Source organism: Acinetobacter sp. 161(2023) (genome assembly GCF_037027805.1).
Taxonomy (GTDB): domain Bacteria; phylum Pseudomonadota; class Gammaproteobacteria; order Pseudomonadales; family Moraxellaceae; genus Acinetobacter.
This window is the reverse complement of record NZ_JAZEYD010000028.1, coordinates 1-9,958: the sequence shown is the minus strand read 5'-3', so window position 1 is coordinate 9,958 and position 9,958 is coordinate 1. Positions and strand designations below refer to the sequence as shown.

Genomic DNA, 9,958 nt, shown 5'->3' with positions numbered 1-9,958 from the left:
GCAGTTGACCAACGTGGCCATACTCTTGATTTCTATCTTTCTGCTAGACGAAATACCCATTCAGCTTATTGTTTTCTTGGTAAGATTTTGAATCATGTCAAAAAATGGCAGATTCCACGAGTCATAAACACTGATAAGGCTCATACCTATGGCCGTGCTTTGTCGCGACTAAAACACGAAGGAAAGTGTCCTGAAGATCTGGAGCATCGACAGATTAAATACAAGAATAACGTGATTGAATGTGATCATGGCAAGCTTAAACGGATCATCAAGGCTACGTTGGGATTCAAGTCTATGAAAACGGCTTATGCCACAATTAAAGGTATTGAGGTTATGCGTGCTCTACGCAAAGCACAAGCTTCATTATTTTATAACGGTAATATTCTAGGAGAAGTTTGGCTAGTAAATAAAGTTTTCGGTCTCTAAGCTTTTTTGAAGGGAAAATCATCGACTCAGATCCCTATTTGCAACAGTGCCGAACCGAGCGAGTATCTACGAGCGATCAACTGGCATTAAAATTTTGCCCCTACCTTTTCTCTGATTACAAGCTCTCTTATGGTGTTCTTTTTGGCAATATTCCTGTATGTACCAAGCAAAGATGAACTAGACGAACATAGAGTTGATATGACTATACTTAAAAATATCCGCTACAAATCAAAGAGTGTGATGGAAAAATATTAATCAGAATTATGGCTAAAAAGCTGTGTACTTATTTGAACCGAATAACATTAAAGAAAAAACCTATGACTGGTGCCTAATCGACCCTAAAAAATATCAGGTGAGTGGTACATTACTTATTTTTTATCATTACTAATGAGATCACCGCCTCGCAAAATAACTCGACTTTGAAACAAGGCTTAATCATACTTCAAAGTATCGAGTTAAAATGCTAATATTCATTAAGTTATTTCTAAGTGGAGGCAGAAAAATGAAGATCAAAATAATCTGTCTCATCACAATGATAATTGTATTAGCCTTAGCCGTTAAGATAGAAAATGACAAGGAAAAACAAAGGATTCATGAATCAATTATAAGTGATTAAACCATTTAAGCGCGTTAACTTCATATCTGATCCATTTCTTGACTAATCATAATTGTAAAAAATATGAAATGAAAAAGACCTTAGAGGGCAAACGAGAGCGTTTTAAGGCATTAAAAAACCCACAGAAGTGGGCCAAATCATTATTTCATGCTGAAACAATAGTTTTTACTAACCTCTGAGGGAATGGAACAACTAGTTAGCATATTTATTATAAATGCAATATGAATCAAAATGTTTAAAAGATGTATCTAAAAGGCTTCTTTATCATTTTTTTGTTTAAAAAATATTTGCCGAGCGAAGCAATAGCATAAAAAAAAGCCCACTCAAGGAAAGTGAGGTGGGCTTATAAACTAAAGATCTTTGAAAGCCAACAAGAAACCACAGCTAGTTTCTGTTCACTATTTTGTGTACTAATCAAATAATATTCAGTGGCAAAATACGCCAAATACTAAAATATTGTTAAATAAATCAAATTTTTAGAGCTGAAATCTACGATATTTATTTACAGAGTATAACGATTAAAGTAATAACTCTTTCTAAAAATAAGGAGGTTTGGAAAAATCTTATAGTTACCTTGATAATATCCACTCTCATTAGCTTCCTTATTTTATGCACTATAAATTTTTTATTTGGACATGGCATATATATTCCGTGGAGTGACCATAGCCATTGGACAGAGATATTAAGTATAGAAATAATACTCATGAGTTTAGTAATAGGGGGAGTTAGTACCTCTATGATTATGTTAGGGACATTTATTTCTAAAAATAATAGATAGCACAGAATTAACAATCTATAAGTTATAGAAATTACTAGATGTTTCTTTAATTCTTTTCTATTCATTCGACACATAAGGTCACGAATTACGTAAACCCTATATAAGTTTATTTTTTAAACACTCGGATGTCTTATTTCATACATTAATTTACAGCGATTTCTTGGTGCATAAGGCTCTAATAAAAGTGTTTTTTATTTTTGGCAGCCTTGATACGAGTCTGTTTAATGTTGAACTAGAAAGAGGAAATCCGCATGCGTGCTCTTACCTATCATGGTGCTCGGGATGTACGAGTTGAATCCGTTCCAGATCCAGTGATTCAGGAACCAGATGACGTCATTTTAAGGGTGACAGCGACTGCCATCTGTGGCTCAGATCTGCACCTATACCGGGGTAAAATTCCGGCCACTGAAGATGGAGATATTTTCGGCCATGAATTTATGGGAATTGTAGAAGAAGTCGGCCCTGAAGTCACAGAAGTCAAAAAAGGCGACCGGGTAATTATTCCTTTCGTGATTGCATGTGGTCACTGTTTTTTCTGTGAACATGAACTAATGGCTGCCTGTGAAAATACCAATACCGGCCGTGGTGCAATTCTCAATAAAAAACAGATTCCACCAGGGGCAGCTTTATTTGGCTTTAGCCATCTGTATGGTGGTATACCGGGTGGTCAGGCTGAATATGTACGGATTCCCAAGGGCAATATCGGACCATTTAAAGTGCCAGGTTCCCTGCCTGATGAAAAAGTATTATTCCTGACTGATATTCTGCCAACCGCCTGGCAAGCAGTGAAAAATGCCCAAGTTGGTCGAGGTTCCAGTGTGGCGATTTATGGTGCTGGCCCAGTCGGTCTGCTGGCTGCTGCCTGTGCGCGGATGCTCGGTGCCGAGCAGATTTTTATGGTCGATCACCATCCTTATCGTCTGAGTTTCGCACATCAAACCTATGGGGTGATTCCGGTCAATTTTGATGAAGTCGATGCCGCTGAATTTATCATTCAAAATACCACGGGTTATCGTGGAGTCGATGCCGTCATTGATGCGGTCGGTTTTGAAGCCAAAGGCAGCATGCTGGAAACTGTAATGACTAACCTGAAATTAGAAGGTTCGAGTGGTTCAGCGTTAAGACAATGTATTGCAGCGGTCCGCCGCGGCGGTGTGGTGAGTGTACCTGGAGTTTATGCCGGTCCAATTCACGGCTTCCTGTTTGGTGATGCCTTTGACAAAGGTTTAACCTTTAAAATGGGACAAACTCATGTGCATAATTACTTGCCGCAGTTGCTAGAACATATCGAAAATGGAGATCTGTCTCCAGATCTGATTATTACCCATCGCATGAAACTGGAAGATGCTGCGGAAGGTTACCGTATTTTTGATAAAAAAGAAGAAGACTGTCGTAAAGTAATTCTGACGCCATAAATATGATTAAAGGAAAGCGCCATCAGGCGCTTTTTTATTTTTTATCATCATTTTATCAATCCTCTTTTTCTTGTTTTTAAGGGCTTTGTTGCACAAAGATTTGAAATGCAAAGCGCCCCTAATTGAGCCAAATTTAAGGCGTAACTTGGGTAAATGGTCGACCTGATTCCGTAAATCTGTTGAGCACTGCTACACGTGCATGAATCTCATTGACTTGGCTATCAAAACTCCTTGCACTGAGTTTATCTCCTAATAATTTGATGCAATGCATCTTAGTTTCAACCAACTTCGCCAATGATAGCCTGACCATTTTTTCCATAGTATCCTGCCTAAACGTTTAACTGTTCGAAGTAATTCATTTCGTTCTAGCGAGCTACTCTTTGTATCTTTCCATGGTTTCGCATTTTTTCTAGGTGGAATCACCGCATGCGCTTGCCGATCTGCAATTGCAATGACCTGACGGCATTGCTTGGTGTCATAAGCTCCATCGGTATAAACAGAGTCAATCCGCTCATCTTGTGGAATCTGATTAAGTAAATCACCAAGCACCTGTGAATCACTGACATTATTGGTTGTAAGCTGAAATGCTCGTATTTGCAGGGTTTTGGCATCTATACCAATATGTAGTTTACGCCATTGGCGACGATATTCAGGTCCATGTTTCTTGCGCTTCCATTCACCCTCACCTACAAACTCCATGCCTGTAGAGCCCATGAGTAGATGCAGCCCATCTCTACTTTTTTGGTAGCTGATTACAATATCAATATGCTTTTGTCTTCTACAAAGCGTAGTGTAATCTGGAGCTATCCAATTTAATCCGCAAAGTTTAATCAGACTTTGCACAAAGCCAGTAACCATACGTAAAGACAGACGAAATAAGGATTTAATCATTAAGCAGCATTGGATGGCTGCGTCGGAGTAGGTTTGATTTCGCCCTTGTTTGCCTTTTGATGGCGCATACCATTGCGTAACAGGATCAAACCAAATGGCAATATTTCCGCGACTCATGAGTGCTCGGTTATATGCGGGCCAATTGGTTGTGCGGTAGATTTTAGGTGCGGGCTTATTCATTTGAAAATTATATTGTGGAATAAGCCTTTAGAAATAGGTTTGTGCAACAAAGCCCTTAGTTGAAAAAAATTTTAGATTTCATGCTCACACACCACCTAAAAAAATATCTGATTGATTTTACAGGTTTTTAATTTAAGGTTTTATTCTACCCACTCGCAATATCAATGTTTAGTATCACGACTCACTAACTCATTAACTAAATATGGAGCAGTACGGCTATCTTGATTTTCTGTTATTTGTTTTGGTGTTCCTGCCACAACAATATTCCCACCAGCATTTCCAGCACCTGGTCCCACATCAATCACCCAATCTGCTTGTGCAACGGCACGCATATCATGCTCAATCATAACCACGGTATTACCCGCATCGACTAATCGCTGCAATTGAACTAACAATCGATCTACATCTGATGGATGCAAACCTGTAGTTGGCTCATCAAGTATATACAGTGTATTTCCACGCTGATTGCGTTGCAGCTCGGTCGCCAATTTAATACGTTGCGCTTCTCCACCAGATAGTTCAGTCGCTGGTTGCCCTAAACGTAAATAACCAAGGCCAATTTCCTTTAATAATTGTAGTGAACGAGCAATCGAGACCTCTCCATCAAAAAAATCACGTGCTTCATTGACGGTCATTCCTAATATTTCAGCAATATTACGTCCATTCCAGCGAATTTTCAGAGTGTCATCATTATATCGAGCACCATGACATGTCGTACAAGGGGCATATACACTTGGCATAAACAATAATTCTACACTGACAAAGCCTTCACCTTCACAAGTTTCACATCGCCCTTTAGCCACATTAAACGAAAAACGTCCAGCATCATAATGAGCTTGGCGAGCTTCAGGAGTCCCAGCAAATAACTTTCTAACATGATCAAATAAACCCGTATAAGTTGCCAGATTAGAACGTGGAGTACGGCCAATTGGTTTTTGATCAACCTGTACCAGACGCTGTATAGCCTCCACATCACCAGCCAGAGAACCCTGTGTAACCTCGGTAACCAACATTCCTTCATTTAAAGGATTATTTTCATTATTGTTTTCAGTTTCAGATTCATTGCCTAAATATGAAAGTACTAACTCGGGTAAAGCTTGAGAAACGAGACTAGATTTACCTGAACCTGAAATACCTGTAACTGCTGTAAGTACACCAAGAGGTATACGAGCATCAATATTATGCAGGTTATGTCGGTAAATATTGTTAAGTTCAAGCCAACCAGAGGGTGTACGTCCATAACTTTGAGTAACTGGGATTTTATTAAATAAATAACTTGCAGTACGTGAAGCTGAAATCTCACTTAAACCCTGAGGTACTCCACTATATAAAATATTACCACCTTGCTCTCCTGCATCTGGTCCAACATCCACTAACCATTGAGCACGACGCATGAGCTCTAAATCATGCTCTACAACAAATACGGAGTTTCCAGCGTCTCTTAATTTATCGAGAGAATCATATAATGACTGACTATCTGAAGGATGTAATCCAGCAGACGGTTCATCCAGTACATAAACTACACCAAATAGCATAGAACTTAATTGTGTTGCTAAACGCAAACGTTGTAACTCTCCCGCTGAAAGAGTCGGTGTGGCTCTATCTAATGTTAGATAACTAAGACCTAACTGGCGTAATTGATTTAAACGCCCCACCACACCATTTGCTAAACGCTGCGCAGCAATTTTCTTTTCATCTGAAAGTGCTGACGTACGTCTTACATCTGGAGATACAGAATGCACTGCTCTACCTGTTGTTGCTCGTTCAGATCTATCAAGTTGGGTTACTTTATTATTAGTCTTTTCTCCAGCATCATGAGCGTCGAAATTGCCTAGAACAATGGGCTCAAGCAGGCAAGTTAACTTATCCAAAGAAAGTTGCATAAACTCACCAATATCTACTCCAGCAAAGGTAATAGATAAGGCTTCTGGTTTAAGGCGTTTACCATGACAGGAAGGGCATATTTTTCCTTCCATAAAACGTGAAACACGTTTTTTCATCAACGTACTTTGGGTATTAGCAAAAGTATGAAGGACATAGCGACGAGCACCAGTGAAAGTGCCCATATAGCTGGGTTCTAGTTTACGTTTAAGTGCAGATTGAGTCTCAGCGGGGCTTAAACCAGCATAGACAGGAACTGTTGGGGTTTCTTCAGTAAATAAAATCCAGTCTCTATCCGATTGCGGTAAATCTTTCCATGGTCGATCAACATCATACCCTAGGGTTACTAGGATATCGCGTAAGTTTTGCCCGTGCCAAGCAGGTGGCCATGATGCGATAGCTCTCTCACGAATACTGAGTGTTGGGTCAGGAACCATTGTCGATTCTGTAACTTCATAAATGTGACCTAAACCATGACAGGTAGGACAAGCACCTTGAGGAGTGTTCGGTGAAAAGTCCTCGGCATATAACATTGGCTGATCGGCAGGATATGCACCAGCACGCGAATAAATCATTCGCACGAGACTTGATAAAGTTGTTACACTTCCAACAGAAGAACGGGTATTACTTGCACCACGTTGTTGTTGCAATGCTACTGCTGGTGGTAGACCATCAATAGCATCAACATCTGGTACTCCGGCCTGATCTATTAAGCGTCTTGCATAAGGTGCAACAGATTCGAAATATCTTCTTTGTGCTTCAGCAAAAATAGTTCCAAAAGCAAGTGATGATTTTCCTGAACCCGATACACCTGAGAAAACAACAAGTGCATTTCTTGGGATAGAAACATCTACATCCTTAAGGTTATGCTCACGTGCACCTCGAACTTCAATACAATTATTAGATAAAGTAATGTTATTGTGTTCACCAAAAGAATGTATTTTCATGTTTCTAGGAGCCTGTAAATTATTTTGTGTTAGTCCCATTTTTTATAAATGATCTTTTAATCGATCATCGAACTGAATCGTAAACCAATTCATTGCTAAACGCCAATTTTGAATTGGCATGGTCCATTTTTTAGCAGCATTTGAAGTTGCTAAATAAATGACCTTTTTCACTGAATCATCAGAAGAGAAGATCTTTCTCTTTTTAGTTGAATGGCGGATCACGCTATTCAATGATTCAATTGCATTTGTTGTATAAATCGCATGACGTATTTCAGCAGGATAGCTAAAGATCGTTCGGATATTTTCCCAATTTGCCCGCCAGGATTCTCCAATTTTTGGATACTGGTGATTCCATTGATCGCACAAGATATCTAGGGACTTTAAAGCATTTTCCTCTGTACTTGCCTGATAGATCGCCTTCAATCCTGCTGTTACAGCTTTGTAGTCCTTCCAGCTCACAAATCTCAGGCTATTGCGTACAACATGTACGATACACAGCTGGATGTCAGTATGAGGGTAGACAGAGGCTATCGCATCAGGAAAGCCTTTTAGCCCGTCTACACAGGCAACAAGAATATCTTGCACTCCTCGATTTTTAAGCTCTGTCATGACTGACAGCCAGAATTTGGAACCTTCTGTTTGAGCAAGCCACCTGCCAAGAAGTTCTTTTTGGCCATCCAAGTTAATGCCTAATGCTAAATAAACTGATTTATTGATTACTGTTGAATGCTGACGAACCTTAACAACAATGCAATCTAAATAGACAACAGGATAAAGACTATCGAGTGTTCTATTTTGCCATTCTGTCACTTGTTCAATGACAGCATCCGTTACCTTACTAATAAGGGAGGCAGATACATCGGCATCGTACATTTCTTTAAAAAAAGCAACAATTTCTCTATTTGTCATTCCTTTCGCATATAGCGAAAGAATTTGATCATCCATGCTAGTAATGCGCGTTTGATGCTTCTTAATAATCTGTGGTTCAAAAGAGCCGTCACGATCACGAGGGATATCTAAAGCAAGCTGCCCATCTTGTGTTAGAACTGTTTTGGAGCTAAAACCATTACGTGCATTAGATCCTTTCTTAGGTTGATGCTTTTCATAGCCTAAATGTTCAGAAGGCTCAGTATTCAGAGCGGTTTCGATCATGAACTTTTTAAATATGGCTGTCATTTGGTTTAAATCTTCAGGAGTTTTTAAACCTTTAGCTAATTCAGCTGCCATACTTTTGATTGTAGCTTCATCCATGTGAAGTACCTCTTTTTATTATCCTCAGTAGGATGAATGAAAATTAAGTACTTACACAAAATTTAGAACAGTCCCTTTATTTAAAGATTTTTCGCCGCAATTTATTGAATTTATTAAATCAATCAAAAAACTTTAACTTACGGAGTTAGTCCATTTAAATCTATTCCTTTGAGTTAATCCGATATGAAAAATATTTAAGGTTAAATTATTTAGTTTTCTTAAAATTAACATAATACACCTTATATGAAATTTAAAAATGGAGCTTAAAGCTCCATTTTTAAATAACTTTTTTTAAATTGTTAAGCGTAAATTCAGTGCTTTTACAACTTTAATCACAGTATCAAAACTAGGGTTAACATCACCAGAAAGTGCTTTGTAAAGACTTTCTCGGCCTAGACCTGTATCTCGTGATAATTGAGCCATTCCTTTAGCTTTAGCAATGTTACCTAAAGCTTTAGCAATGAATGCAGCATCACCATTAGATTCATCGATACAGGCTTGTAGGTAAGCTTGCATATCTTCTTCTGTTTTAAGATGCTCAGCACTATCCCATTTACGAAGTTTGATAGCCATTTACAGCTCCTCCTCTAAATCTTGTGCTAATTGTAGGGCAAGTTTTATATCTTTACTTTGCGTAGACTTATCTCCGCCTGCTAAGAGAATAACGACCCTTTGCCCTTGCTTGCAGTAATAAATCCTATAGCCAGGTCCAAAGAAGAAACGTAACTCAGAAACACCTTCACCGACTGGTTCAGTATCTCCAAAGTTCCCATCTTCAACCCGATCAATTCGGACTTGTATGCGTCTTTTTGCCTGTTGATCTTTTAACTTGGTAAACCAATCATCAAAGGCTTCTGTGGTATATATTGAGTACATAAGCAAAATGTATCCTATAGGATACGTTTTTGCAAGACATAAACTTGGTTCTTTAGGCCTGAGGCACTGAATTTCATATTACAGCCATTATGTTAAATGGAGAAAATTAGTGGAAGTTTCTATTTTTCTTTTATAAAGATATTCAGGATCTGTTAGTCTTCTTTAAAATTTATTTACACCATAATTTACAGAGAAATTAATGCAAACTAAATTCGTAGATCCATCAACTTATGCTGTTAGCAATCAACCTAATCCATCTTTTAGTTATGGTGTACAGCATATTAGTAATGAAAATGGGCAACCTATTAATGGTTTTAACTTTTCAGAGTACGAAATTCCTGTCAGAAAAATACTAAGAAAGGATTCATCTCCAGTTATTGGTAACTTTAGAAGCTGGCCAACTCCTAGTGCTGACAAATTTATTAACGCAGTAGTAATGACTCGTTTATTTGTTTTATGTAAGGATAAACAAAAATTTCTTGTTGAAAAAATGGTGTTTCGTGAAACAGGAAATATTTTTAATGAAGACAAGTTGTTTATTTATTCTTTTTGTACAGAGAATTCTCAACTTGAAGTTTATATAGATGATAATGGAATGATCTCAGAAATTAATAGATTTAACCAGAATCTAAATTATGAAGCTAAAATTCCACTAAACATTTTAGGTCTTAACTATTTGATGACACAGGTTTTCTAT

7 protein-coding genes and 1 pseudogene are annotated in these 9,958 nt (G+C 38.2%); 3 read left to right on the top strand and 5 right to left on the bottom strand.

Translation table 11 applies throughout. The features are described from left to right. Both WA249_RS18515 and WA249_RS18510 read left to right on the top strand, forming a co-directional pair. Nucleotides 1-426 (top strand): DDE-type integrase/transposase/recombinase (locus WA249_RS18515; protein ID WP_081405518.1); only part of this gene is annotated, 426 nt, incomplete at its 5' end. A 1,645-nt stretch (nt 427-2,071) separates the two neighbouring features. Then, the gene (locus WA249_RS18510) at nt 2,072-3,235 is read left to right on the top strand and encodes a zinc-dependent alcohol dehydrogenase (RefSeq protein ID WP_006582112.1); all 1,164 of its coding nucleotides are present in this window, start codon (nt 2,072-2,074) and stop codon (nt 3,233-3,235) included. A gap of 133 nt (nt 3,236-3,368) precedes the next feature. On the opposite strand, the pseudogene WA249_RS18505 reads toward WA249_RS18510, so the two are convergent. The 5 genes and pseudogenes from WA249_RS18505 to WA249_RS18485 form a co-directional block, all read right to left on the bottom strand. Next, nucleotides 3,369-4,306, bottom strand: a pseudogene (locus tag WA249_RS18505) (IS5 family transposase). 161 nt (nt 4,307-4,467) lie between these two features. Continuing rightward, complete coding sequence (locus WA249_RS18500) at nt 4,468-7,134, bottom strand: excinuclease ABC subunit UvrA (protein ID WP_002055446.1); 2,667 nt, start codon at nt 7,132-7,134, stop codon at nt 4,468-4,470. A 42-nt stretch (nt 7,135-7,176) separates the two neighbouring features. Continuing rightward, on the bottom strand, nt 7,177-8,385 hold the full coding sequence (locus WA249_RS18495) for an IS256 family transposase (RefSeq protein ID WP_006582666.1): 1,209 nt from the start codon (nt 8,383-8,385) through the stop codon (nt 7,177-7,179). A gap of 291 nt (nt 8,386-8,676) precedes the next feature. Next, nucleotides 8,677-8,958 carry an addiction module antidote protein gene (locus WA249_RS18490; RefSeq protein ID WP_006582667.1) on the bottom strand — a complete coding sequence of 94 codons (282 nt, stop codon included), beginning with the start codon at nt 8,956-8,958 and terminating at the stop codon, nt 8,677-8,679. Continuing rightward, entirely contained in the window at nt 8,959-9,261 is a 303-nt protein-coding gene (locus WA249_RS18485) for a type II toxin-antitoxin system RelE/ParE family toxin (protein WP_000286963.1), read from the bottom strand. Nucleotides 9,262-9,460: 199 nt separating this feature from the next. On the opposite strand from WA249_RS18485, the gene WA249_RS18480 reads away from it, so the two are divergent. Continuing rightward, nucleotides 9,461-9,958 (top strand): hypothetical protein (locus WA249_RS18480; protein WP_031997917.1); only part of this gene is annotated, 498 nt, incomplete at its 3' end.

What these genes read in the sequence shown, in the direction of transcription:
- WA249_RS18495 (WP_006582666.1), bottom strand. Translation starts at nt 8,385, where the DNA reads ATGGATGAAGCTACAATCAAAAGTATGGCAGCTGAATTAGCTAAAGGT.
- WA249_RS18490 (WP_006582667.1), bottom strand. Translation starts at nt 8,958, where the DNA reads ATGGCTATCAAACTTCGTAAATGGGATAGTGCTGAGCATCTTAAAACA.
- WA249_RS18500 (WP_002055446.1), bottom strand. Translation starts at nt 7,134, where the DNA reads ATGAAAATACATTCTTTTGGTGAACACAATAACATTACTTTATCTAAT.
- WA249_RS18485 (WP_000286963.1), bottom strand. Translation starts at nt 9,261, where the DNA reads ATGTACTCAATATATACCACAGAAGCCTTTGATGATTGGTTTACCAAG.
- WA249_RS18510 (WP_006582112.1), top strand. Translation starts at nt 2,072, where the DNA reads ATGCGTGCTCTTACCTATCATGGTGCTCGGGATGTACGAGTTGAATCC.